Genomic DNA, 24037 nt, shown 5'->3' with positions numbered 1-24037 from the left:
CGGTAGCCGGCAAAAGATCGTTCCCGTGGATGAATGCGTTAGAATGGTGTGATAACTCCCGTCCACATCAGATAGATGGCGACGAGGGCGAGCAGGGTTATGCCTGCCGCGATCCAAACTTCATGTCCCTCAAAGATCGGTTCTCCATGTTCCTTGCGGGCTTTCGCGTAAACCAGAATGCCGGGTGCGAAGAGCACCGTGCACATCAGGAGAAAGCTTAGTCCCGCCGCGTAGACGAGCCAGACGCCGTAGAGCGTCGCTATCAGGCTCACCCACAGGTCTCGCCGTCGCGACTTGCTGTTGGCGCCATATGTCTCGCCGCTGAGCGCGAGTTTCAGTGCAAAAGCGCCGGAAAACACATAAGGCGGCAGAATGGCGACCGATGCGATGAAGTAGAAGAACTGGTAGGCGCTTTCGGAAAAATAGGTCAGCAGCAGGAAGAACTGAATCGCGAGGTTCGTTGCCCAGAGCGCATTGGCTGGCGACCCGTTCTTGTTCTCGACCGCAAACCACTTTGGAAATGTGCCGTCGCGACCGCAGGAAAATGGGATTTCCGCGCAGAGCAGGGTCCAGGACAGGAAAGCCCCACCCACTGAAATCAGAAGGCCGATATTGATGAGCAGCGCGCCCCAATGACCGACAAGCGGCTCGAAGACGCCTGCCATGGAGGGCACTTTCAACCCGGCGAGTTCCGGCTGGCTCATCAGCCCGGTCGAGAGCAGCGATACCAGCACATAGATGCCGAGTGCGCCGAGAAAGCCGATCACGGTCGCGCGGCCCACATCCTTGCGGTTGGCGGCGCGGGCCGAATAGACGCTGGCGCCTTCAATGCCGATGAACACCCACAGCGTCACCAGCATCGTGCTTTTGATCTGGTGCGTAATGCTGCCAAGTGTGGCTTCCTCACCACGGCCCCAGAAATTGAAGGTGAACTTGTCCCAATGGAAAGCAACGATGGCGATCAGGATGAACAGCATCAGCGGCACAAGTTTGGCTATCGTCGTGACGATATTGACGAATGACGCCTGCTTGATGCCGTAGAGGACAAGCGTATGGATCAGCCAAAGGCAGATTGACGCGCCGATGATTGATGGCAGGTTGGAACCGTCGCCGAAAACTGGGAAAAAGAACGACAAGGCCGAGAAGATCGCCACCGCATAGGCAACATTGCCGAGAAAGGCGCTGAGCCAGTATCCCCAGGCGCTGTTGAAGCCGATAAACGATCCGAAACCGGCCTTAGCATAGGCGTAAGGTCCGGCATCGAGATCGGGACGACGATTGGCGAGCGACTGATAGACGCGCGCCAGCATCAACATGCCGATGCCGGTGATGATCCAGCCGATAATGATTGCGCCCGGCGATGCCGCGCGAGACATATCCGATGGCAGATTGAAGACGCCGCCGCCGATCATCGATCCCAACACAAGCGCAATCAAAGGAAACAATGTCAGTTTGTGCGGCTCTTTTTCTGCCGTGACTTGCCCACTCTGCGTATCGGCCATGCAATTCTCCAATCGTGCGCGATTATGAGCATGAAACGAAATTTCACAGACAATGATGTGATCGCTAATCTCACGTCATTGATCAAGATCAATGGTATAATTATTATTTATCAAATGCATAGATGCGGGTTTAGTAAGTGATATTAGCGTAAATAAAATAAAGTCAATAATTTTTTAAATTAAAATAGATCGAATAGACCTAGTTTTGCTGTTAATCAGTTAAACATATTCAAAAATATTTCTCGTACTGCGCAGGATGCTTGATATATATTTTAATTACGCAAAACTCCTTGGACGCCAATGGCAGTTAAGCCATGCGCCGGTTGTGGTGGATCAATCTCTCTTTTTTAAAGAGCCGATGAGCCGCGAAGCGGTCCCGGCTCATTCTTCAATAAGGTTTGTTTTTCATGCGATCCCCGCGATACGCATTTGATCTACACCGCGACCAGATCCAAAGTTCGCTATTAAGCAAACGATAAATCAGGCCAAGCTAACGGAGAGCTATGGCAGAGCTGGATTTTATCAATATGGTTTTCTTTAAAAAATTCCGGTGGTGCCGCGTTTCAAGGCCGGCCGCGCAAATGGGTTGCGCAGAGCGCCCACATTGCGGGGATGGCCGCCAGCGCAAGGGCGCCGACGATGGAAAAGAAGACGCCATAGCCGAAATACTGGGCGGCATAACCCGCCGCCACACCGCCCGCCATGCTGATCAGCGCATCCATGCATTGGAACAGCGTGAAATCCACTCCTGCCTGGCGCGGGTCAGACCACAGCATAAATTGCGCATAAAGCGCAACGAAACCCAGCGCTACCACACCGGATGAGCTGATAATCGCAACCGCGATCAATTGCACGCTGGCGGTCTTGTCGCCGGCATGTATGGCGAAAAACAGGAAGCACAGAGCCTGAAGCAAGAGCGCTACAGCCAGTATCTTGCGCATGCCGAAGGCGCGCACCAGACCGCCACCGGCAAGTGCTGCGGCAAGGCCGACAAACATGCTTCCGGCGCCGTTCAGCAATCCGACGGTGGTGAGGTCGAGACCGCTATCGATCAGGAAGGGTCCAAGCATTGCGAGCCCCGCCTTCTGTGCGATGACATAGACCGCTGCCGCCGCCAGTCCGCGCCGGATATCACGCCGCCGCAGTGCTGCCGCCAGCGACGGCACATGCGGGCGTGTTTCCGCGACAGAACCTTTGCGGGCGAAAAGCGCGAAGGGCAGGCCGAGCAGCACGAGGATCAGCGCCATTGTCCAGATGGCGATACGCCAGCCGAATGCACCGACGAGAACGAGAAACAATCCGGCGCCGATCGCCGAACCGAGATAGGCGCCGCCGACCTGTGCGGCATTGCCCCAACCGTAATTGTCTTCCGACAGGCTTTGCACGGCATAACCGTCGCAGGCGATATCGACGGTGGCCGTTGCAAAGGCGATCAGCATCAATATGCCGAGAAGCGGATAGATCTGTGATGGGTCGATAAGCCCGATGATCAGGAGGCCGATGACCGAGACAGCGCCGCCGCCCAGAATGATGGTTGCCGTTCGGGCGGCGCCGCTATGCGGCAGCCGGAAACGTTCCACTGCGGGCGCCCAGAGAAATTTGAGCGCCCATGGCAGTATGATCAGCGAAACGAGGCCGATGCGGTCGAGCGGCACGCCGCTGTCGCGCATGATGGCAGGCAAGCCTGACCAAGTGATGCCGCCAATGACGCTTTGCGCCACATAGAGCCCGCTGATCGTCAGGAACACGCGGGCTGGCGCGACGGTCGGTGACGGCTGGTCGGCCTGTTTCTGCATCGACGTCATCAGAAGCGATAGCGCAGGCTGCCGAATATCTGGCGGCCTTCCTGCTGGTAGCAATAGCCAGCGGTGCAGACCGGATCGCGATTGTCGAAGATGTTCTTCGCATTCACTTGCAGCTGCATGCCGTCGAGCTTCGGATTGCGATAGCTGAAGTCATAGGACAGCGCCGCATCCACCATGACACGCGAGTCGTTCTTGAAGGTGTTTTCGTCATCGCCATAGCTGGAGCTGACATAGCGCACACCGGAGCCAAAACCGAGGCCAGCCAGCACGCCGTTCTCGATCTTGTAATTGCCCCACAGCGACAGCACGTCATTGGGCGTGCCGGAAAGCTCGTTGCCTTCCGTACCTTCGGTGCCGCCTTCGATCTTCACGCGCAGATGGGTGTAGGACGCGATGATGCCGAGACCGTTATCGAGCGTGGCATTGGCTTCCAGTTCGAAGCCACGCGAGTTGAGATCGAGCTGGCGCTGCTTATTGCGATCTGCCGAGGCGACGAGGACAACACCGTCTTCCTGATCGATATCGAAGAAAGCGGCGCTCACTACGGCATTATAGCCGGGGATTTCGTATTTGACGCCGATTTCCTTTTGCGTGGCGATGGTCGGCTTGGCGACATGTTTGTCGTCGCTGGCGATATCGTCATAGACGAAGCCGATATTGGGCGAGAACGAGGTGGAATAGTTCACATAGGGGATGAAGCCCCATTCCGTCTTGTAGGCTGCGCCGACGCGACCGGAGAAGGCGCTGTCCTTCTGTTCGCTTTCCGAATAATCCACATCGGTGGTGTTGGTTTTCACCCAGTCATAACGGCCGCTGCCGAACAGGGTGAAATTATCCCATTCGATCTGGTCATGGGCATAAATGCCGACCTGATTCATCTTCTGCCCGCCATAATAGGGCACGTCCTGGGCCCGCATGTCCTCGACGGACACATAGGACAGGCCGCTATAGGCGTTATAATCCGACCAGCCATAATCGATGCCAGCAATGGCCTTATGGGTCATCGGGCCGGTGTCGAAATCGAACTGCGCCATCGTATCGACGACAAAATTCTTCATCCGCTCGGTGTAATGGCCCCAGTAGCGTGACAGGTCTGTGCTGCCTGCTGTCGTGTAATGGCCGCTATATTCGAGATCGGCATCGACATCGCTGTAACGCAGGTTCTGGCGGATGGTCAGCAGGTCGTTGAAGCGATGTTCGAACTCATAGCCGATGCGGCCCTGGTTCTGAACGAAGTCGTTATAGGCAGGGTCGCCCTCATAAATATCCGAAACCTCGCCATAGGACGGATTGTAGAAGGCCGCCGTTCCACCGGTCTTGGAGCGGGAAAACTCGCTTAGAACCGTGAATTTCGTGTCTTCGTCCGGCTTCAGCGTGAAGGCTGGCGCGATGTAATATTTGTCGTCGGGATAGCCGGGCAGTTCGGTATCGCTTATGCGGCCAAGGCCGGTGATGCGATAGAGGAAGGTCTTCTCGTCATTGGCGGGGCCGGATACGTCGAAGGCAGCCTGATACCGATTATGGTTGCCGAACAGCAGTTCCACTTCGCGGAAATCTTCGTCCTTCGGGCGCTTTGTGACGACATTGACGATGCCGCCGGGGCCGCTGACGCCATAGAGCGACGAGGCCGGGCCTTTCAGCACCGTGATACCTTCAATGCCGTAAGGTTCCGCCTTCAGCCATGCGGAAGGGCCGTTCATGACGCGGAGGCCGTCGCGGAACATGCCGTTGTAATAAGCGGGAAAACCGCGCAGGTAGAACGCGTCATAGCGCGTATCGAAACCGTAATTGTTGGGATTGGCGCTTGCCGTATAGCTCAGCGCATCGTTGAGCGTGTTCGGCTTCTGGTCTTCCATCTGGCGCTGCGTGACGACGGAAATCGACTGCGGAATCCGGGCGATTTCCGTGTCGATCTTGGTGCCGTCGCGATCCTTCTTGGCGACATAGCCATCCTGCACCAGCGTATCGTTGCTCTGCGACTCGATGGTCACGGTGTTGAGCACCAGAGGCTGCGAGGCGTCCTGCGCAAAAACGATGGCAGTGGAGGCGAGAAGGGTGGAACTGGCGAGTGCAAAGCGTAGCGGGAGGCGGAGAGCAGGAGTCGGCATGGATGTCCCTCGAACAACGATCTTGCGTCGCTCGGCTCCCCCGATCCGGCGATGCAAATTTGAGTATGAGACTCCACTATAAAATTGACTCTAAAAGTCAACTATAAGCAGTTCATTAAATTAGCTCTCAATGATATTGCGCTGCGGCTTGCGATTTTTCTGCAACAGATGGGCGCTGCGGCGTGCCCTTTGGCGTCAGCGATTGCGAAATTGCGGCGGGCGCTTTTCGGCACTGGTAGAGATGCTGATGAAGCTGACTGCCCCGGAACAGCAAGCGCTTCGAGGGCAGGTTGAGCCCTCAAAGCATGAGTGGGACGCTTATCGCGCCAGACCTGCATCCTTCAGGAACTTGACCGATGGCATGATCTTGTTCTTGTCGCGCAGTTCGAGGATCAGGCGCGGATTGCTTTCGAGTTCAGCCAGAGCCGCGAAAACGCCATGCCAGCGGATGGTGCCTTCGCCGATGCCCCAATGACGATCCGCATGGCCGTCCGCGTCCTGCAAATGAACATGCTGCAGGCGGTTGCCCGCACGACGGATGAAGTAATCGACCGGATGCGCGCCCAGCGAACCATAGGTGAAATGGGCATGGCCGGTATCGACCGAAACGGCGACCGATGACGACTGGAAGCTGTCGGCGAGCAGGCAGCGGGCATCGGTATCGATATCCTCGATATTTTCGATCACCAGCGTGCAGCCGATTTCTTCGGCGCGGTTGACGACCGGCGCCAGCGTTTCATGGGCGTAGTCGATGATCTGCTGGCCGCTTTCGACAAAATTGTCGAGATTGTTATAGGTCCAGAAATTATAAGGGCTGTGGATCACCATCTGCGTGGCGCCGATGAATTCGCAAACCTCCAGTCCCTGAAGATAGCGCTGGGTGACGATCTTGCGAATGTCTTCGTCCTGATTGGAGAAGTTGAGACCCCAGAATGGACCATGAATGCCGAGGCGGCCCTTATAACCGTTGAGCAGAGTCTTGATGCGGCTTGCAGGCGTCTTCCAGTCGGCCTTCAGGAGAGCGACATGGACAAAATCCTGGATCTCCAGATCGCGGTTTTCCGACAGGATGAAATCGAGATTTTCTTCGAGATAGGACAGCGGCACGGCTGCGCCGAGAAGCGGCAGGTCGGACATAATCAATTTCCTGGATTGACCGGATGGCATGGGATGAAAGCGGTCCTGCCTCGCCTCCGGACTAAAGTGCAGGCAGAACCGTACTTGTATCGCCTTTCAGGCTGCTGCTTCAGCCAGCGCCAGACGCGACGCGATCACCAGATCGGGGCTGTCGGAGGTGATGTAGGCAACATCGCGCTCCATCCAGCGGTCGATCAGCGCGCGGTCGTTGAGCGTCCAGACGCCAAGGCGGTCATCGGGAAACAGCGACGTGATGCGGTCAAATTCGGCTTCGAACAATTCGTGATGCACGCCAACATAACGGACCAGAGGTTCCACGCTGCGGAAGAAATTTTCCAGCCCGCCATTGCGTTCCACCCATTGCGCGTTGAGCGAAATCAGCCGGTCGATTTCTGGCGCAACTTCCGCACAGCGTTCGACGACACTGCGGTCGAAGGAGTGCAGCACCACATGGTCGCCAATATTGCGGGCGCGGATGATTTCGACGGCCTTTTCCACGAGGCCTTCATAGGGCTTACCGTCGGCATCGGATTTTAGCTCGATATAGAGATGCACGTCCGGGCGCGTTGCGAGAACGTCCAGCACTTCCTCAAAGGTCGGGATGTGATCGCTTGTGACGGTGCCCTGTTCGTTTTTCAGTCGGACAGCACGGCGACCGGCATCGTCGAGCGCGCGCACATTGCCGGAACCGGTGGTGGTGCGGTCGAGCGATGCGTCATGAATGACGAGTATCTGCCCCGCATCGCTCAGGTGAAGATCGAACTCGACGCTGTCGATTTCGAGAGCCAGAACGTTGCGAAAGCCGGTGAGCGAGTTTTCCGCCCACAGATTGCGCGCGCCGCGATGGGCCATGATCTTTTTCATGTCTGTATGTCCTATTGAACGGTTGGGTCGAGCTTGTCGCGAAGCCAGTCCCCGAGAAGAGAAATCGAAAGTGTGGTGAGAACGATCACCAGCGCCGGAGCCAGCATTATCCATGGCGCGCGTGTCAGATATTCGCGCGCGAACCCAACCATGTTGCCGAGCGATGATTCCGGCGGCTGAACGCCGAGACCAAGGAAGGAAAGGCCGGATTCCATCAGGATGATTTCCGGGAATGTCAGCGTCATCGAGACGATCAGCGTCGAGGCGACATTGGGCAGGATGTGGCGGAAATAAACGCGGAACGGTGTTGCGCCAAGCTGCACCACGGCGCTGGCATAGCCCTGCGCTCCGGCGGAAATGGCAAGGCCGCGCGCGATGCGGGCATAACGCTCCCAGCCGTAGAAACCCATCAGGCCGATCAGCAGCGGCATGGAATTGCCGAAGAAGGCGAGCACTGCAAGCGCCAGAACCATAAAGGGCAGGGCGGCCTGAAAATCGGCCAGCATCAACACGATATGTTCGACCCAGCCGCGAAAGCGGGCGGCAAGAAAACCCAGTAAGGTGCCGAAGACGGCAGAAAGGATCGTCGCGCCAAAGGCGATGACCAGCGACACGCGGATCGACTGTATCAGCCGCGAATAGACATCGCGGCCCAACTCGTCGGTGCCGAGCCAGTGTCCCGGTGATCCCACCGGAACAAGCCGCGCCATCAGGTCCATCTTGGTGATGGAATAGGGCCGCAGATAATCCGCGAAGATCACGACGAACAGCATCAGCGCGAGCCAGAAACAGGCAAAGGCGACGCTCATCGGCATGGAGGTGCGTAGGCGAGTGATGAGCGCGGGCGCCTTGACGGCGGGGGCAGGGATAAGGGCGGTATCGGTCATGGCCTTCCTCAATGCGCGGCTTTGGTGCGCAGGCGCGGGTCGAGAACGCCATAGAGCACATCGACAACAAGATTGGAGATCACCATGCAGCTCGCGATAATCAGCAGCAGGCATTGCACCACGGCGAGGTCGCGATTGGCGACTGAGACCACCAGAAGGCGACCAATGCCGGGCCATGAGAAGATTGTTTCGACCACCACCGCCCCGGCGATGAGCGCGCCCACCATGAAGCCCACGATGGTGACAATCGGCACGGACGCATTGGGCAAAGCGTGTTTCCACACCACATCGCTCCAGCTGATGCCTTTGGCCGATGCCGTGCGGATATAAGGCTGTCCCAGCACTTCGATCATGGCCGAGCGTGAGAAGCGCGCCAGAATGGCCGTGCCACCAATTGCGATGGTGAGGGTTGGCAGAATACCGTGGACCCACGTATCGCTGCCGCCGGACGGCAATACGCCGAGCTGTACCGAGAAGATCAGCACCAGCACGAGGCCAAGCACGAAAGATGGCACGGTGAAGCCGAGGATCGAAAGGGTGATGACGCCACGGTCAGCGATGCCCTGACGGTGCAGCGCGGCATAGACACCTGCCGGAATGCCTAGGCAAAGCTTGATGATCAGCGCCGGAATGGTGATCTGGAGCGTGGCAGGCACACGTTGCAGCACCAGATCGATAGCCGGCGCCTTGTCGCGCATCGAGATGCCGAAATCGAAGCTCAATATGCCTTTGAGATAGGACAGATATTGCAGCCAGATGGGATCATCGAGACCCCAGGCCTTGCGGAAGGCATCGATGGATTCCTGCGGCGCATCGGGACCAAGCATGATCTGCGCCGGATCGCCAGACAGGCGCAGCACCACGAAGGCAAAGGTCATCACCAGAAAGACGGTGATCAGCGCACGGATGAGGCGGGAGGCGATGAAAGTAAGCATGGGTGCCTCACGCAGCACTTTTTGCCGGCTCAACGAAGTGACAAGCCGTGCGCCGGTCAAAGCCGGTCGATTCCAGATCGGGCATCGTTGTCGGGCATTGAAAGCCCGCCACCGGACACCGGGGATGAAACACGCAGCCGCTCGGGCGGTTTGCGGGGTTTGGCGGTTCACCTTTGAGGATCATGCGCTGGTTGAATTTCTTGCCCGGAATGGGAACCGAAGACACCAGCGCCTTCGTATAGGGGTGCTGCGGTGTTTCGAAAATCACGCCCGAGCTGGCCTCTTCAACGATCTTGCCGAGATACATGACGGCGACGCGGTCGCAGATGTTGCGCACGACTTTCAGGTCGTGGCTGATGAACACCATGGCGATGCCGTGTTTTTCTTGCAGGTCGCGCAGCAGATTGACCACCTGCGCCTGAATGGAAACATCAAGTGCGGAAACCGGCTCGTCGCAGACAAGCAGCCTTGGGCTGGTCGCAAGGGCGCGGGCGATGATGACGCGCTGGCGCTGGCCGCCGGATAGTTCATGCGGATAGCGTTCGCCCTGATCGCGGCGCAGTCCAACGGATTGCATCAGCTCGCCGACACGTTCTTTGAGTTCCGCGCCGGAGGCGATCCCGTGAATTTGCAGCGGTTCGCCGATCTGTGTCGCGATCGGCAGGCGGCGATCTAGTGCCGCCAGCGGGTCCTGAAAAACAAGCTGCATTTGTGCCCGCAGTTTGCGCCAGTCGGCTGTGTGGCGGCGTGGCAATGGCTTGCCGTCGAACAGAACCTGACCTTCGGTGGCGTCGTCTATGCCGAGCAGCATGCGTCCAAGCGTGGACTTGCCGCAGCCGGATTCACCGACAATGCCAAGGGTCTCTCCGGGCCGGACACGCAGGCTGACACCATACACCGCCTTGACCGGATCGGCCTTTTTGAAAAGGCCGTCGCTTCGGTAAACCCGAACCAGATTGTTTGCTTCAAGCAGGAAACTCATGCCAAAGCCCCTTCCGTCGGGATAGTACGGCTGTGATAGAGATGCGATGTCGCGCTTTCGCTATGGGGGTGGAAACAGGCCACCTTCTGGCCGTTGCGCATCTGCAAATCGGGAATTGCGCTCGTGCATGCTTCGCTGGTTTGCGAACAGCGGGGCGCGAAGGCGCAGCCTATCGGCAGATTGCGCGGGTCGGGTACAGTGCCGGGAATGGCGCGCAGGCGCTCACGTCCGCCGTCGAGGCGCGGGATGGCTTCGAACAAGCCGCGCGTATAGGGATGCTGCGGCCTGTCGAACAAGTCGACGGTCGGGCCGCTTTCAACGATGCGCCCGGCATACATGACGCAGACGCGTTCGCAAATCTGGCTGACCGCGCCGAGATCATGGCTGATGAAAACCACCGCCATGCCGGTTTCGCGGCGAATCTGATCCAGAAGATCAAGGATCTGCGCCTGAATCGTCACATCAAGCGCGGTGGTCGGCTCGTCGGCGATGAGTACATCGGGCTGACCGGCCAGCGCGATGGCGATCATCAGCCGCTGGCACTGCCCGCCGGAAAACTCGTGTGGATAGAGATTGAAACGACGGGCCGCATCGGGAATGCCGACGCGTTCCATCAGCTGGATGGCTTCGCTGCGCGCTGCCGTGTCTTTCAGTCCGCGATGTAGCGCCAGCGATTCAACGATCTGATGGCCGACTTTCTTGACGGGATTGAGCGACGAACTCGGGTCCTGAAAGATCATGGCGATGCGCCCGCCGCGAACGCTTTCCTTGACGGAGCGGGCGGAGCCGACCAGTTCCTGACCGTCGACCTTAACCGAACCTGACACAGAAGCCTTGCCGGGGAGAAGCCCAAGCGCGGCAAGCCAGGTTACGGATTTTCCGCAGCCGGATTCTCCGACGAGGCCGAGCGTCTCGCCACGGTCTACATCGAGATCGATCCCGTGCAGAACCTGCACGCCGCTGAAAGAGACCTTCAAGTCCAGGATGGAGACGAATGCCACGGGCGGCACCTTTTCATTGAGAGTAAGAAGGCTGGCATAGTGAAATGCCAGCCTTGGTCAGTGGATCAGACGTTCCAGTTGGTGGAACGGAAATCCATCGCGAATGCCGGTGCGGCTTTCCAGTTCAGTTCCTTCTTCATGCCGGTGAAGACGGCATTCTGATGCAGAACATTGTAGGCCGGGTCTTCCCGCTCGCAGATTTCCAGCATGCGCTTGATGGCCTTCTTGCGCTGGTCGCGGTCGGTGGATGTTTCCATGATGACCGACAGCTTGTTGACCTCGTCGTTCGACCAGTCCTTCTTCTGCTGCGCTTCGCCATTCGGGCCGAACTGGACCACCAACGGGGTGATCGGATCGTTGATGTTGTTGGATGCCGACCAGTCGCGGACGCCCTTGACGCCTTCCGGGTCGTGAACCTGCGCCCAGTTTTCCTTCATCTCGATTTCGACATTGAGGCCCACCTGCTTCCACATTTCCACCAGAACTTGCGCCGTTGGCGTCTGGTTGGTGTAGTAGTTGTTCAGCAGACGGTAGGGGATGGCGTCGCCCTTGTAATTGGCCTGCTTGAGCAGATCGCGTGCCAGTTCCGGGTCGAATTTCGGCGGCTGCCAGTCGTCGATGAACATATCGGAGGTGCGGAAGCTCTCAAACTGCATGCCAGCCGGTACGACCGTCTGTCCGGCCCACAGCGCATCCACAATCGCCTGACGATCGATCGAATGGGTCATGGCGCGGCGCACGAGCGGATTGCGCAGGATTTCGTTCTGCGTGTTGAAAACCGTGATGCGGTGGTTCCAGATGGTCGAGCTCTGGATTTCGAGGCCCGGATTGGCAGTAACAGTGCTGATCTGGTCTGGCGGCAGGTCGCAGGCAAAATCATACTGGCCGGAGATAAGGCCGTTCACGCGGCTTGCAACTTCCGGCACTTCGACAAAGCGGATCTGCTGCAGCGGCGGCTGTCCGCCCCAATATTCGTCATGGGCTTCAAGAACGAGTTCCACATCCGGCTTATAATCGGCAACCTTGTAAGGTCCGGTCGTGACCGGCTTGCGTGCCCATTCGGCATAAGACTTGGATTCATCCCAGGCGCGCTTGTTCGCGATCTGCGAGCCGAAGGCATAGAGACGGCCTTCCAGCGTCACATCCGGCGTCGCATTGTGGAAACGGACGGTATATTTGTCGACAGCTTCGACACCGCGCAGCGCAGGCCAGAGACGGCGCGAAATGCCCGGAATGGCGGCGGGCAATTCCTTGGCCGTCTGCGGTTTGAAATTGGCTTCGTAAAGCGTCTTGCCGCCAGCAGGCTCGGTGCCTGCAAAAAGGCGCTCGTCGGAGAAGGAGAAGACCACGTCTTCGGCGGTCAGCTCATCGCCATTGTGAAATTTCACGCCCTGACGCAGCTTCAGTTCGATGGTCTTGTCGTCCAGACGCTTCCATTCCGTGGCAAGGCCCGGAACCGGACCCTGATTGCCCATCCAGTCGCGCAGGATCAGGCCTTCCCACAGGTTCGGGAAGAACACGCGCTCGCCGACATTCGATTGTTCATTCCAGATATCGAGCGTGTTGTTGTTGGTGATCTTCTGAACCGCGACGGTGACCGAGCGGCGCTGATTGGCGCGGACGACCCCCGGCATGATGAACGTGCCAGCGGCAGCGCCCATGAGACCCAAAGCGTGACGACGGTTGATAAGCATGTTTTCCCCGTTCCGTAGCGGCCACGGAAATCCGCTGGCCAGACTAAAACTGAGGGCGGGGAATAGGCCTCAAATGTAACAGGCTTTTCTCAGTTTATTGAAGCTTTCTTGACGCTGTTGTGTGTATGTCAATACAAAAGCATATATATCTAGTTGTATATCGAATTTATTGCTTATTTATACGTGTGAAATCTTTTGTTGCAGGATAGCGATTTATCGGGCCGCACATGGCCATGCTAAATTTTTTTCATCCCCGCTTTCCGCCGATCATGACCTGCCGTACCTTTCGCCTGCAATCTGATTTGATCCGCGGGGTGCGCAAGCAGTGTTGACGTCCATCGATACCGGCAATCTGGAAAAACTCGCTTCGCAGCGCGTCAACGGCGTTGGCGGGCTGACCGTCCATTTCAAGGATGGGCGGTCCCGCATTTCCCGGCTTTATCAGGAAGGCGCGGCCAAAATCCGCATGCCGCAAGTGGCGCGTGACCCGCTGGAAGCGATCCTGATCAACACCTCCGGCGGACTGACCGGCGGCGACCGGCTGCGCTGGGATGTGGAATTGCAGGAAGGTGCTTCCGCCGTCATCACAACGCAGGCCTGCGAGCGCATTTATCGCTCCGGCGGCGGCGATGCGCGCATCGCTACACGCATCAAGGCTGCAAAAGGCACGCGTCTTGCATGGCTCCCGCAGGAAACCATTTTGTTCAACCGTTCCGCGCTGTCGCGGGGGCTGGATGTCGAGATGGAGGAAGGCGCGGACGTGCTGCTGGTGGAGGCGACTGTTTTCGGGCGGCTCGCCATGGGTGAGGCGGTCGAACAGGCATCGTTCAGTGATCGCTGGCGGGTGCGGCTTGGCGGGCGTCTGGTTCATGCGGAAGAGTTCCGCCTTGGGCCTGATGTTGCCGCTGAATTGCGGGCGAGAGCGGTTGCCGATGGGGGGCTTGCCGTTGCCACTGTGCTGCTGGTTTCGGATCAGGCCGAACGGCAACTGGGGGCCGCACGCGCGATCATCGGCGGAGAGGGCGGCGCCAGCGTCTGGCAGGTCGGCGGCGCCTCGAAGCTCGCGGCGCGGCTTTATGCGCCGGACAGTTATGCCTTGCGCAAGCGCCTTGTTCCTTTGCTGGCGCTGCTCAATGGAAAGGCAGGGCTGCCCAAAGTTTGGTCAATTTGAATTCGCGGCCATCGTGTCGCTTTTGGTGAGAAGGGTCGAAACAAGTCATGAATTTGACGCCCAGAGAAAAAGACAAGCTGTTGATTGCCATGGCGGCGATGGTTGCCCGCCGCCGTCTGGAACGCGGTGTGAAGCTCAATCATCCGGAAGCCATCGCCTTGATCAGCGATTTTGTTGTTGAAGGCGCGCGTGACGGACGCACCGTCGCCGATCTGATGGAAGCAGGCGCGCATGTCATCAGCCGGGAACAGGTGATGGCGGGCGTTGCCGAGATGATCCATGACATTCAGGTCGAAGCGACATTTCCCGATGGCACCAAGCTTGTCACGGTACATGAGCCGATCCGCTGATTTTGAAATCTAATTTTTGAAAAGGTGCACGATGAAGAAGATGACGGTCCTGACGGCAGCAGCGTTTGCGCTCATTGCAAACCCTGCCTTTGCCCACCTCAATCCCGCCGAACACGGCTCGTTTGCCGCCGGTTTCTCGCATCCGTTTTTCGGTGCGGATCATATTCTGGCGATGGTCGCCATCGGTCTCTGGGCGGCGATGCAGGGCGGGCGCGCGCTTTTCATCGTGCCTGCGGCTTTTGTCGGCGTCATGCTTCTGGGCTTCATGGCGGCGCTTCTCGGTATGCCGCTGCCATTCGTCGAGCCGGTCATTCTGGCCTCGGTGGTCGTGCTTGGTTTTCTCGTTGCACTGGCGCTGCCGGTCTCGCCGCTTGTCGGCGCGGTGATTGCGGGTTTCTTCGCTTTTTTTCATGGTCATGCGCATGGCGGTGAAATCGGCGCTGCGACCTTCTTCAGTTATGCGGCAGGCTTTGCGCTGGCGACGGCTCTGCTCCACGCAGCGGGTATCGCGTTTGGTCTTGGCATCGGGCGTCTGGTGTCGGGCCCGAGCGGACGCCTCGCCCTGCGGGTTGCCGGTGGCGCGACCGCGCTTGGCGGACTGATGCTGATCGCTGGTTGAGGTGCACCATGATACCCGGCGAAATCTTCACAGTTGATGGCGAAATTGAGCTCAATGCGGGGCAGCCCACGATCACGATCAAGGTTGCCAATACCGGCGACCGACCGATCCAGGTTGGCAGCCATTATCATTTCTACGAGGCGAATGCGGCACTTGCATTCGACCGCGAGAAGGCACGCGGTTGCAGGCTCGATATAGCGGCGGGAACCGCCGTGCGTTTCGAGCCGGGACAGGAACGCGACGTGACGCTGGTTCCGCTTGGCGGCAAGCGTGAGGTCTATGGGTTCCGCCAGAAAATCATGGGTAAGCTTTAATTCAGAGCCAGAGCACATCCCGAAAGGTGTGAAACGGTTTTCGGACGAGATGTGCGTCAAAACAAAGAGCGCCGACGGAGAATTTCATGCCAGCTAAAATCAGTCGCGCCACCTATGCGCAGATGTTTGGCCCCACCACTGGCGACAAGCTTCGCCTTGCCGATACGGAACTTATCATCGAGGTCGAACACGATCTCACCACCTATGGCGAGGAGGTCAAGTTCGGCGGCGGCAAGGTTATCCGTGACGGGATGGGCCAGAGCCAGCTCCCGCGGGCGCAAGGGGCGGTCGACACGGTCATCACCAATGCGCTCATTCTGGATCACACCGGCATCTACAAGGCAGATATCGGGTTGCGCGACGGGCGCATTGCAGGCATCGGCAAAGCAGGCAATCCTGATACGCAGCCGGGCGTCACGATCATTATCGGCCCGGGCACCGAAATCATTGCGGGCGAGGGCAAGATCGTCACGGCGGGCGGCATCGATTCGCATATTCACTTTATCTCGCCGCAACAGGTGGATGAGGCGCTGAATGCCGGCATCACCTGTATGGTGGGGGGCGGCACCGGCCCCGCGCATGGCACGCTGGCGACAACCTGCACGCCCGGACCGTGGCATATTGCGCGGCTGATCGAATCCTTCGACGGCATGGCGATGAATTTCGGCGTCTTCGGCAAAGGCAATGCCTCATTGCCGGGCGCGCTGGAGGAAATGGTGCTGGCAGGGGCTTGCGGCCTCAAGCTGCATGAAGATTGGGGCACGACGCCTGCGGCTATCGACAATTGCCTTTCCGTGGCCGACCATTTTGACGTGCAGGTGGCGATCCACACCGATACGCTCAATGAAAGCGGCTTTGTGGAAGACACGCTGAATGCCTTCAAGGGACGCACCATCCACTCCTTCCACACCGAAGGTGCGGGCGGCGGCCACGCGCCGGATATTATCCGCGTCTGCCAATATCCCAATGTTCTGCCCGCATCGACCAACCCGACGCGGCCTTATACGATCAATACGGTGGCCGAGCATCTCGACATGCTGATGGTCTGTCATCACCTCTCCCCCGCCATTCCCGAAGATATCGCCTTTGCCGAAAGCCGCATCCGCAAGGAGACCATCGCGGCTGAAGATATTCTGCACGACATGGGCGCGTTTTCGATTATCTCGTCCGACAGTCAGGCCATGGGCCGCGTCGGCGAAATGATCATCCGCTGTTGGCAGACGGCGGACAAGATGAAGCGCCAGCGCGGCAGTCTGCCCGATGACAGACCGGGCAATGACAATTACCGCGCCCGACGCTATGTGGCGAAGTATACCATCAATCCGGCCATCGCCCATGGCATGTCGCATGAGATCGGCTCGATTGAAGTTGGAAAGCGCGCCGATCTGGTGTTGTGGAACCCGGCTTTCTTCGGCGTCAAGCCGGATATGGTGCTGCTGGGCGGCTGGATCGCAACGGCTCCGATGGGCGATCCCAATGGGTCTATCCCCACGCCGCAGCCGATGCATTATCGCCCGATGTTCGGTTCTTTTGGCAAGGCGCGCACCAATACCTCAATCACTTTTGTTTCGCAGGCGGCAATCGACGGTGGGCTGCGTGAGAAAATTGGAGTGGACAAGCAGATGGCTGCGGTCATCAATACGCGTGGCGGCATTGGCAAGCAGTCGATGATCCTCAACAATGCGATGCCGCAAATGGAAGTCGACCCGGAAACCTATGAAGTGCGCGCCGATGGCGAGCTTCTGACATGCGAACCGGTTGACGTGGTGCCGATGGCGCAGCGTTATTTCCTGTTCTGAGATTTGAGGTGGAACATGTTTCGAGCAACAAACATCATCCGCGCGCATGAAGTGATCGACGCTGTTCCGGCGGCGCATGCCGTGCTGGAGCGTGACGAACGCCATCTGCGCCGCAAGGCTATCACGCTCGATAGCGGCGAGAAGGTGCTTGCCGATTTTCCGGAGCCGGTGGTGCTGGAACATGGCGACCGGATTGTTCTCGACGACGGGCGGGAGATCGAGATCCGCGCCGCCAGCGAAGAGCTTTACGAAATCCACGGTCGCGACCAGTTGCATATCGCTGAGCTTGCATGGCATATCGGCAACCGGCATCTGGCGGCGCAGATTGAGGCGGACCGCATCTTCATTCTGCGTGACCATGTGATCAAGGCGATGCTGGAAGGTCTGGGCGCAACCGTGACCGATGTGGTGGCGATTTTCAGCCCGTTGCGCGGCGCTTATTCAGGTGGCCATTCGCATCATGACCACGGCGGGCATAGTCACGGACATGACCACGCACATGGTCACGATCACGGCCACGAGCATGACCATCACCACCACCATCACGACTGACCCCAACACCGCCCTCCTGCGGCTGATGGCGTGGCTGTCGCCGGTGTTTCCGGTTGGCTCGTTCAGCTATAGCCACGGGCTGGAGCAGGCGGTGCATGATGGCTTCGTCACCGATGCGGACGCATTGAAGGACTGGCTGCGCTGGCTCGTCACACGCGGTTCCGGCTGGAATGATGCGGTCTTATGCGCTGAAAGCTGGCGGCGAGCGATGGCGGGTGAGGATTTGCGGGAAGTGGCCGATCTGGCGGAGGCGCTGGCCGGTTCGCGGGAACGGCATATGGAAACCACGCTGCAAGGCGGTGCCTTCCTGTCGGCGGCGCGCAGCTGGCCGTCTCCAGTCTTCGATCAACTGCCGGTCGATTGCGCCTATCCGGTGGCCGTCGGGGCCGTGGCCGCCGCGCATGGTGTTCCGCTCGGCTCGACGCTGGCAGCCTTCTTGCAAGCCTTCTGCATCAATCTGTTGCAGGCATCTATCCGCCTGTCGGTAACAGGACAAAGCGGCGTGACCACTACCATGGCGGCGCTGGAAACCACGCTGGCGGAAACCGCCATGCGCGCAGGACAGTCTGGTCTGGACGGCCTTGGCTCGGCGACATTTATCGCCGACATTATGGCCATGAAACACGAAACACAGCATTCGAGGCTTTTTCGCTCATGACACAGAAAAACGGACCGCTCAGAATTGGTATCGGTGGGCCGGTTGGCTCCGGCAAGACGACGCTGACCGAAAAGCTCTGCAAGGCGCTGCGCGACACATATTCGGTCGCCGTCATCACCAACGATATCTACACGCAGGAAGATGCCTATATTCTGGCGCGCCACCAGGCGCTGTCCGAGGACCGTATCATGGGCGTGGAAACCGGCGGTTGTCCTCATACGGCAATTCGTGAGGATGCGTCGATCAACCTGCAGGCTATCGCCGAAATGAACCGGCGCTTCCCTGATCTGGATATCGTGTTCATCGAATCCGGCGGCGATAATCTGGCGGCGACCTTCTCTCCCGATCTGGCCGATCTGACGCTTTATGTCATTTCCGTCTGTCAGGGTGAGGAAATTCCGCGCAAGGGTGGGCCGGGCATCACGCGTTCAGATTTTCTGGTCATCAACAAGAGCGACCTTGCACCCTATGTCCGCGTCGATCTGGAGGTGATGGAAGGTGACGCGGCACGCATGCGCGGCAAGCGTCCGTTCGGCTTTACCGATCTGCATCGCGGCGAGGGTGTGCAGGCGGTGATCGATTTCATCGTCGAAAATGGCGGGCTGGATATTCGCGCCGCCTGATAAACGGCGTTTCGTTAGAGCGGTTCCGGTTAAAATGGAATCGGGGAACCGCTCTATCTATTTGTTTTTACGCATTATCCTACGCAAAACCGCTACGCACTTTTGCTGGAAATGCTCTATATCCGAACCAGCGGCGTATCCTCATCGAACAGGTCGGAGAGGTTGTGCAGCGGGTCGTTGAGCGACCGCTTGCGGATGGTCAGCAACGTATTCAGCCCGTTTGCAATGCGCCTTGCATAGCCGAGATCGTTGAGAAGCGAGCTCAGCTGCAAGCCGCTGACTTTTTCCTGCCTGTTCGCTTCGAAAAGCTTCGCGCCGAAATCCCGCTCGAAGTCTTTGACCTTCTCGGTAAAAGTCTGCTGGTGGATATCCCAATTGTCGCTTGCTGCGTCGGCGCGGCTCAAAACGCGCACTTCATGCAGCACATTGACCAGATGTTCGCGCAGCTCGACATAGGCGTCGCGCACGGGTGAATTGGTCTGCCGGAGATAGAAGCCGAGATTCTTCTGGAGATGCTTGGCATCCTTGACGATTTCCGCCATTTGCAGCGCGATGATCTGGGCGGTCATCCAGAAATTCTGCTGGTCCTTGTCGTTCCCCGGATCGACCTTGCCGATGAAACTCAATATGTCACCATAGACGCCTTTGATGTAGAGCCGGTAGAGCAGGTCGGCATCCACATAATCGGCATCGGGCGCGGCGCGCATAACGGCGTCGTCATGCTTGGCACGGTTGATCTCGCTGATCGGCAGATAAAGCGCGTGGCAGATCACCTCCACGCTCAAGCGCCCGAGATGCTGCAATTCATGCACCAGCGCCAGAGCCGCCGTTTCCGGCGAGCTGAGCGCCGTCTTGTCGAGATAACGGGCGCGCAGCGCATTGTCCGGCAGGTCCGGTGTGCCCGCCGGGATGAGAACGCGCGGTTCCGGCCTGTCGGGCAGCATACGTTCGAGAAACCGCGTGAAGGGAACCAGTGCGGGCCAGAAGATCAACACGCCTAGAATGTTGAATTCGCTGTTGAAGATCGCAAGCTGGATGAGCTGGTTGTCGCCGACGCCCATTGCCTCCGACAGCCACACGGCAAGGCGAACAAGCACCCACATCAGGACAAGTGAAATGCACGCGGTGACGACATTGAAAATCACATGCGCCAGCGCCAGCCTTTGGCCGCTGCGGTTGCCACCGAGCGCACCGGCAATGCCGGTGGTGACACTGCTGCCGACATTGGCCCCGATGGCAATCGCCGCCGATTGCCAGAGATCGACCTGCCCGAGACCAAGTGCTGTCAGCGTCAGCATCAGGGTCGCATGGGTTGATTGCAGCAGCAGGGTCAACACAAGGCCGATGCCAGCGAAAATGACCTGACCAAGCCAGCCATCGATCCTGTATTGCGCGAGATCGAAATTCTCGGTGACAACGGAAAAGCCCTGCTTGATGCCGTCAATGCCAAGAAAGATGAAGGCGATGCCGAGCAGAATGCGCCCGATAGCCTTGATCTTCGGTCCGAAGAAACTCGCCAACACGCCGAACACCATCAGCGGCAGCGCCAGCGACGACAGGCTGAAATTCTGCCCGGCCAGCGACAGCAACCATATGCCGGTTGCGGAACCAAGATTTGCGCCGAAGATGATGGATATGCCCGCGGCCAGTGAAATCAGGCCGGTGGTGATGAAGGCGATGGTCATCAGCGAAACGAGCGTGCTCGATTGCATCACCGTCGCGCCGACCAGCCCGACCAGCAGACTTTTCCACGAGGTCGAGGTGCCGCGCGCCAGCATGCGCTCCAGTGCGCTGCCTGCCAGATTGCGCAAGCCGTCTTCAAGGCACTGCATCCCGAACAGGAAGATTGCAAGTCCGGCGCAGAGCGTCAGCCAGCTTTCGTTGAGCCAGAAACTATAGCCGAGGACGGCGACCAGTATCAGGCCAAGAAAGCGCGCCGCCTTCTGCCCCATTCCATTTTCCGACGACACAAGCGCTGCCATGGTTGCTGTCTTTGTTTCCTTCGTGCGGGGATGTTTTGGGATTGCAATCAGTCGGTCAGATTTTTCGCGCCTTCGGATGAAGTATTGCTTGATGATAAGCAGCTCGTTCTGAAAGCGCTATCCGGAAATTTCGATCCGGGAAATCTGTTTGCTATGGGCACCCTGCCGGAGTGAAATTCGTTTCACCTGAATTAATTTGAATTGCAAAGCAAATTAATTCGTGCTTTATTGTCCCTATGCAATCCAGTTCGTCTTCTCCTCGGTCCCAATTCGGGATTCGCTTCTCGTTGCTTGCCCGACGCTGGCGGCGCGCGCTTGATACGCGCCTTGCTGAAGCGGGGCTTTCCGATGCCACCTGGGTTCCGTTGATCCATCTTCAGACCACCGGCGGCGGCGTGACGCAGAAGGAACTCGCCGCTCTGGTCGGGATCGACGGATCAAGCCTTGTGCGGCTTCTGGATATTCTGTCCCGTCAGGAACTGGTCGAGCGCCGGGTCGATGAAAACGACAACCGCGCGCGGTTGATCTTCCTTACGCCCAAAGGTGAGCAGCGCGTGGCCGAAATCCGGCGCGAACTGGCCAAAGGCGAGGAAGATATGCTGGCGGACATTTCCGATGCGGATCTGGCCACCATGCTTGACCATTTTGACTCTATCGAGCAGCGCCTCGCGGCCAAGCCGCTGAGACGCTCACAGGAAACCGGAGAATGAGTACCGAAACGTCTACGATGACATCGGCCCGCAGGCTGGATGCCGCGCGCCAGCTTTTGAAGCCGCAACAGTTTCGGGAAAGCGTCGCGCTTTCGCGGCAGCCTTCCATTCGCAATTCGTCGCTCGCTGGCCTTCAGTCAGCGGCCACGGCGGTCATCGCTTTGCCGCTGGTCTATCTTTCGCCCTGGTCGCATCTGATCGGCTTTGCTTCGCTTGGCGCTCTGGTCGCCCTGTTTGGGCGCTTCGCACCACAGGCACGCCGCAACCGCGTTGTGCTTCTGTGCGCCATCTGCCAGACGCTGGCCGTGCTCAGCATGTCGCTTGTCGCCGCAGCGGGTGCGCCGCTGGCTGTACAGCTTATGCTTCTCGCCGTTCTGTGTGGCGTGTTCTGTTTTGTGACCACCACCGGAAAATTCGGCCCTCCCGGAGCGTTGATCTTCATTTTTGCCGCCGGGGCGTCGATGAGCCAGTCGGTTACGGTACATCAGACGGCGGAACGCACCGCCGCCACTGCGCTGGTCGCGATACTGGCCTTTCTGGTCTGTGTGCTGACGGAGTATTTCCGCCATCAGGCAAGCCCAGAAAAGCCTTTCCCTTCGGAAGCGTTGCGACCAATTCGTCACCGGCTGATCGCTGCGGTGCGCGTCGCTTTTGGCGCGGGTGTAGCGGCGTTTGCCGCCTATGCGATGGACGTCGCGCACCCTGCCTGGGCGGCAATGGGCGCTGTTGCCGTAATGCAGGGCGCGCATCTGCATATCAATATGAACCGTGCCTTGCAGCGCATGGTGGGCACCCTTTTGGGTGCGGTCGTCGCGTGGATGATCCTGACGCAAGCACCGTCCATTTGGACGCTGATCGCGATACTGGGGCTCCTGCAATTTGCAACCGAAGTGATTATCGGTTCCAATTATGCGCTGGGGCAAATCCTCGTGACGCCGATGGCGCTGCTGATGACCTATATCGCTGCGCCGGGTCTGAATGGGGCCGATATGGTGTCGGAACGGGTTCTCGACACATTGCTCGGGGCTGCTATCGGCATTGTCTTTTCCGTGTTGTTTTCAACGCAGGACGACCGCGTCTATCTGGCCGAACATCACATAAAAAGAACGCAGCGCTGACGGCGCTGCGAGCGGATTAATTCCATTCGTTTTATAGAAAATAGAAAATGCTTTCTCTATTTGCGATGAGAAGGCAGTCAGCACCTTTGAACGCCAGTGCGTAGCGTGACACCATTCCGTTACGTTTGATCCGGTCGACCGGAGAGGCGATGACGGCAATAAACGATGGTGACAAGCATGGGCGAAAAAGCGTTGAGATTGGTGGAAGATACGGCGGATATCGCTGTTTCACCCGATGAGCTTAAGGCTGCAATGCGGCAGCTCGCTGGCGGCGTCAGCGTTGTCACCGCAGGCTTCGGCGACGGGCGCACTGGCGCGACTGTCACCTCGGCGACCGCGCTTTCGGTCGATCCGCCAACGATCATCGTCAACATCAATCGCGGTTCGTCGGTCTGGCCCGCCATCAACCGCCACAATCATTTCTGCGTCAATGTGCTGTCGGCGGCCCAACAAACGGTTGCGGATCGGTTTGCCGGTAAGGACGGTATCAAGGGTGTTGCGCGCTATGCCGGCGCCGAATGGTACACGCTGGAAAGCGGCGCGCTGGCGCTGACGGGCGCACTGGCCGCAGTCGATTGTGCCGTGGAAGACGTCATCGAGCGGCACACCCATGCCATCATTATCGGTCGTGTTTTGAAAATCGTAGCGGGCGGCGGCGAGCCGCTTGTCTATCACAATGGCGGCTACCGGCTGCTAGACCTGTTGTCAGGCGCTTAACCTGGCCCATTCTGGCGCTGTGCTGTCATCTTCGAGGCCACCGTTACGCGCGAATTGTTCCAGTGTCATCGTGTCGAGAACGCCAGCAATGGCTTCGCGCACGAGCAGCATCGAACGGCGCACCTGACAGGCGCGGTGGTCTTCACAGTCTTCGCATGGCTGATAGGCCATGCGGCTTGCGCAGCGGATCGGTGCGAGCGGGCCGTCGAGAACGCGGACAACCTGACCAATCGTGACCTCGGTTGCTGGTTTGGAAAGGCTGTAGCCGCCGCCGGGGCCCTTCTTGGAACGCAATATGCCGTCATTGCGCAGTTCCAGAAGAATGGCGTCGAGAAATTTCTTGGAGATATTGTTCTTGGAAGCAATCTCGGCGACGAACGCGCTTTCGCCGGGTTCAAGCAAGGCAAGATGCGCCAGTGCTTTCAAACCATATTTGCCCTTCTTCGTCAGCATGGACACTCCACCGATAATCGCCAATGGTTGGTTGCGCATGCTTTTGCATGAAATCG

Annotated in this window: 23 protein-coding genes; 11 read left to right on the top strand and 12 right to left on the bottom strand. The window is 58.4% G+C overall.

Annotation, left to right across the window (positions count from 1 at the left end):
• Positions 1 to 38 precede the first annotated feature (38 nt).
• The 10 genes from arcD to ABWW11_RS23125 all read right to left on the bottom strand — a co-directional run bounded on the left by arcD (position 39) and on the right by ABWW11_RS23125 (position 12915).
• Complete coding sequence (gene arcD, locus ABWW11_RS23170; protein WP_109366959.1) at positions 39 to 1502, bottom strand: arginine-ornithine antiporter; 1464 nt, start codon at positions 1500 to 1502, stop codon at positions 39 to 41.
• A gap of 563 nt (positions 1503 to 2065) precedes the next feature.
• On the bottom strand, positions 2066 to 3307 hold the full coding sequence (locus tag ABWW11_RS23165; protein WP_371831099.1) for an MFS transporter: 1242 nt from the start codon (positions 3305 to 3307) through the stop codon (positions 2066 to 2068).
• Positions 3307 to 5415 (bottom strand): TonB-dependent siderophore receptor, encoded by a 2109-nt coding sequence (locus tag ABWW11_RS23160; protein WP_109366960.1) that lies wholly within the window; start codon positions 5413 to 5415, stop codon positions 3307 to 3309. The genes ABWW11_RS23165 and ABWW11_RS23160 overlap by 1 nt, the downstream gene beginning before the upstream one ends.
• Positions 5416 to 5733: 318 nt before the next feature.
• Positions 5734 to 6552, bottom strand: coding sequence for a sugar phosphate isomerase/epimerase family protein (locus ABWW11_RS23155; RefSeq protein ID WP_109366961.1), 819 nt, complete (start codon positions 6550 to 6552; stop codon positions 5734 to 5736).
• Positions 6553 to 6648: 96 nt separating this feature from the next.
• A complete protein-coding gene (locus ABWW11_RS23150) occupies positions 6649 to 7416 on the bottom strand; it encodes a glycerophosphodiester phosphodiesterase family protein (protein WP_109366962.1) in 768 nt (255 codons plus the stop codon).
• 11 nt (positions 7417 to 7427) lie between these two features.
• Positions 7428 to 8303, bottom strand: coding sequence for an ABC transporter permease (locus ABWW11_RS23145; RefSeq protein ID WP_109366963.1), 876 nt, complete (start codon positions 8301 to 8303; stop codon positions 7428 to 7430).
• Positions 8304 to 8311: 8 nt separating this feature from the next.
• Positions 8312 to 9238, bottom strand: a complete 927-nt coding sequence (locus tag ABWW11_RS23140; protein ID WP_109366964.1) for an ABC transporter permease — start codon at positions 9236 to 9238, stop codon at positions 8312 to 8314.
• A 7-nt stretch (positions 9239 to 9245) separates the two neighbouring features.
• Positions 9246 to 10220: an ABC transporter ATP-binding protein gene (locus ABWW11_RS23135; RefSeq protein WP_109366965.1), complete on the bottom strand. Its 975-nt coding sequence runs from the start codon at positions 10218 to 10220 to the stop codon at positions 9246 to 9248.
• Positions 10217 to 11221, bottom strand: coding sequence for an ABC transporter ATP-binding protein (locus ABWW11_RS23130; RefSeq protein ID WP_109366966.1), 1005 nt, complete (start codon positions 11219 to 11221; stop codon positions 10217 to 10219). Before ABWW11_RS23130 ends, ABWW11_RS23135 begins: the two co-directional genes overlap by 4 nt.
• Positions 11222 to 11286: 65 nt before the next feature.
• A complete protein-coding gene (locus ABWW11_RS23125) occupies positions 11287 to 12915 on the bottom strand; it encodes an ABC transporter substrate-binding protein (RefSeq protein ID WP_109366967.1) in 1629 nt (542 codons plus the stop codon).
• A gap of 328 nt (positions 12916 to 13243) precedes the next feature.
• Between ABWW11_RS23125 and ABWW11_RS23120 the strand changes: the two genes are divergently transcribed.
• The 8 genes from ABWW11_RS23120 (at position 13244) to ureG (ending at position 19001) form a co-directional block, all read left to right on the top strand.
• The gene (locus tag ABWW11_RS23120; protein WP_109366968.1) at positions 13244 to 14086 is read left to right on the top strand and encodes an urease accessory protein UreD; all 843 of its coding nucleotides are present in this window, start codon (positions 13244 to 13246) and stop codon (positions 14084 to 14086) included.
• Between the two features lie 47 nt (positions 14087 to 14133).
• On the top strand, positions 14134 to 14436 hold the full coding sequence (locus tag ABWW11_RS23115) for an urease subunit gamma (RefSeq protein WP_109366969.1): 303 nt from the start codon (positions 14134 to 14136) through the stop codon (positions 14434 to 14436).
• A 31-nt stretch (positions 14437 to 14467) separates the two neighbouring features.
• On the top strand, positions 14468 to 15055 hold the full coding sequence (locus ABWW11_RS23110) for a HupE/UreJ family protein (protein WP_109366970.1): 588 nt from the start codon (positions 14468 to 14470) through the stop codon (positions 15053 to 15055).
• A gap of 8 nt (positions 15056 to 15063) precedes the next feature.
• Positions 15064 to 15369, top strand: a complete 306-nt coding sequence (locus ABWW11_RS23105) for an urease subunit beta (protein ID WP_109366971.1) — start codon at positions 15064 to 15066, stop codon at positions 15367 to 15369.
• An 86-nt stretch (positions 15370 to 15455) separates the two neighbouring features.
• Complete coding sequence (ureC, locus tag ABWW11_RS23100) at positions 15456 to 17168, top strand: urease subunit alpha (RefSeq protein ID WP_109366972.1); 1713 nt, start codon at positions 15456 to 15458, stop codon at positions 17166 to 17168.
• 15 nt (positions 17169 to 17183) lie between these two features.
• Positions 17184 to 17720 carry an urease accessory protein UreE gene (gene ureE, locus ABWW11_RS23095; RefSeq protein ID WP_109366973.1) on the top strand — a complete coding sequence of 179 codons (537 nt, stop codon included), beginning with the start codon at positions 17184 to 17186 and terminating at the stop codon, positions 17718 to 17720.
• Positions 17692 to 18378, top strand: coding sequence for an urease accessory protein UreF (locus ABWW11_RS23090; RefSeq protein ID WP_109367946.1), 687 nt, complete (start codon positions 17692 to 17694; stop codon positions 18376 to 18378). Before ureE ends, ABWW11_RS23090 begins: the two co-directional genes overlap by 29 nt.
• A complete protein-coding gene (gene ureG, locus ABWW11_RS23085) occupies positions 18375 to 19001 on the top strand; it encodes an urease accessory protein UreG (protein WP_109366974.1) in 627 nt (208 codons plus the stop codon). The genes ABWW11_RS23090 and ureG overlap by 4 nt, the downstream gene beginning before the upstream one ends.
• A 116-nt stretch (positions 19002 to 19117) precedes the next feature.
• Here the strand turns inward: ureG and ABWW11_RS23080 are convergent, their stop codons facing one another.
• Positions 19118 to 20983 carry a Na/Pi cotransporter family protein gene (locus tag ABWW11_RS23080; RefSeq protein WP_209446018.1) on the bottom strand — a complete coding sequence of 622 codons (1866 nt, stop codon included), beginning with the start codon at positions 20981 to 20983 and terminating at the stop codon, positions 19118 to 19120.
• Between the two features lie 287 nt (positions 20984 to 21270).
• Here ABWW11_RS23080 and ABWW11_RS23075 point away from each other — a divergent pair, with 287 nt between their 5' ends.
• From ABWW11_RS23075 to ABWW11_RS23065, 3 genes are all read left to right on the top strand, one after another.
• Positions 21271 to 21693, top strand: a complete 423-nt coding sequence (locus ABWW11_RS23075) for a MarR family winged helix-turn-helix transcriptional regulator (RefSeq protein WP_235859049.1) — start codon at positions 21271 to 21273, stop codon at positions 21691 to 21693.
• The gene (locus tag ABWW11_RS23070) at positions 21690 to 22811 is read left to right on the top strand and encodes an FUSC family protein (RefSeq protein WP_109366977.1); all 1122 of its coding nucleotides are present in this window, start codon (positions 21690 to 21692) and stop codon (positions 22809 to 22811) included. The genes ABWW11_RS23075 and ABWW11_RS23070 overlap by 4 nt, the downstream gene beginning before the upstream one ends.
• 177 nt (positions 22812 to 22988) lie before the next feature.
• Positions 22989 to 23528 carry a flavin reductase family protein gene (locus tag ABWW11_RS23065; protein WP_244597120.1) on the top strand — a complete coding sequence of 180 codons (540 nt, stop codon included), beginning with the start codon at positions 22989 to 22991 and terminating at the stop codon, positions 23526 to 23528.
• Here the strand turns inward: ABWW11_RS23065 and ABWW11_RS23060 are convergent.
• Positions 23517 to 23981, bottom strand: coding sequence for an Rrf2 family transcriptional regulator (locus ABWW11_RS23060; protein WP_109367947.1), 465 nt, complete (start codon positions 23979 to 23981; stop codon positions 23517 to 23519). The two genes, ABWW11_RS23065 and ABWW11_RS23060, sit on opposite strands and share 12 nt — an antisense overlap.
• Positions 23982 to 24037: the final 56 nt, after the last annotated feature.

Source organism: Brucella sp. NBRC 113783 (genome assembly GCF_040372265.1).
Classification (GTDB): Bacteria; Pseudomonadota; Alphaproteobacteria; order Rhizobiales; family Rhizobiaceae; genus Brucella; species Brucella teleogrylli.
Note: the sequence above shows the minus strand (reverse complement) of the source record. Positions and strands in the feature narration are given on the sequence as shown.